Source organism: Microcystis sp. M53603_WE2, assembly GCF_030065435.1.
The window spans coordinates 1-1,311 of sequence record NZ_JASJFF010000215.1 but is presented as its reverse complement, the minus strand read 5'-3'; the positions used below and the strand labels follow the sequence as shown (position 1 = coordinate 1,311).

1 protein-coding gene is annotated in these 1,311 nt (G+C 48.1%); it reads left to right on the top strand.

Annotated elements, in window-relative coordinates; translation table 11 throughout:
• Positions 1-664: 664 nt before the first annotated feature.
• A partial coding sequence (locus tag PX481_RS04705) for an ACT domain-containing protein (protein WP_288093810.1) occupies positions 665-1,311 on the top strand: 647 nt, incomplete at its 3' end.

The window sequence follows — 1,311 nt, the reverse complement described above, 5'->3', positions numbered from 1 at the left end:
TTTTTGCCATAGGGCTACCGATGATCCCGAAAATCTTTTTAAAGTTATTATAGGTAAACGCTTCGACAATACACAAGGACTATCGGGTATCAGGAGGCGGCTGGCAGGATTTAGGAGGCAGTCACGATGCAACAAGTTACACTGTCAAGCATGAAAATATTCTGACCCTAAATCCAGTTATTAAAAACTGATTATTTATTCCCCCTTTTGCAGGAGTGCCTCTCCTGATATGTAGCCTATACTCAGGGTGTTTAGTATTACTTCAGATCTGATACTCAATCCAAGCTTTTGGGGGGTTCTACCCCCCAAACCCCTAGGGTTGATTCATAGTAGGGTTGATTCATGAATCAACCCTACCCAAACCCCCCGTTGGGGGCGTGGCGCCGCCCCCAAACCCCGGAGCGCATTAGTTTTTCGGTGGGCTGCTTACAGGTAGTTGTTAATACTTTTGTACGCATTTGAGAGTGACTGATAATTGCTGATTGTCGGTATTTTTGCAAATGTTGAGATGCAGCCTTCCTACCTTCTCCCCACACCCCACACCCCGCTCCCCTGGTGTTAGGCCCAGAGAAACCCTAATAGCTAAAGAAACTGCGCGATTAGATACCAAAGTCCTTCACAGATAGAAGATAATCAATATTTATCAGTATTGGAAGCCTTCAGCATGGTTCATTTAACGCCCAATCCTAGCTATAGTTTAAGTCTCAAGATAGAAATCCCCAATCAAGCGGGAACCTTCGCTTCTGTCCTCAATGCGATCGCCGATGTCGGGGGGAATTTAGGGCAAATTTCTCTGATCGAACGCAATTTAAAGATTAGCACCCGCGAGGTGATGGTTGATGCCGCTAGTACCGACCAAGCGGAACAGATTATCGCCGCGGTTAAAGCTCTACCGGATGTTAAACTCCTGAAAGTTTCCGATCGCACCTTCGATCTCCATCGTCGGGGTAAAATCTCCATTGAGAGTCGTATTCCCCTCACCTCCCAAGATGACCTGGCCATGGCCTACACCCCCGGAGTTGGTCGCATCTGCACCGCTATCGCCCACGACCCCGAACAAGTGTACTCATTGACCATCAAGGGCAACACCGTCGCTGTAGTGACCGATGGTAGCGCGGTATTAGGATTAGGAAATCTCGGGCCAGAGGCTGCCCTACCAGTAATGGAAGGGAAGGCAATGTTATTCAAGGAATTCGCCGGAATTGACGCTTTTCCCATCTGTTTAGCCACCCAAGACCCCGAAGAAATCATCGCAACCGTCAAAAGAATCGCTCCGGTTTTTGGGGGTATTAACCTAGAGGATATCGGCGC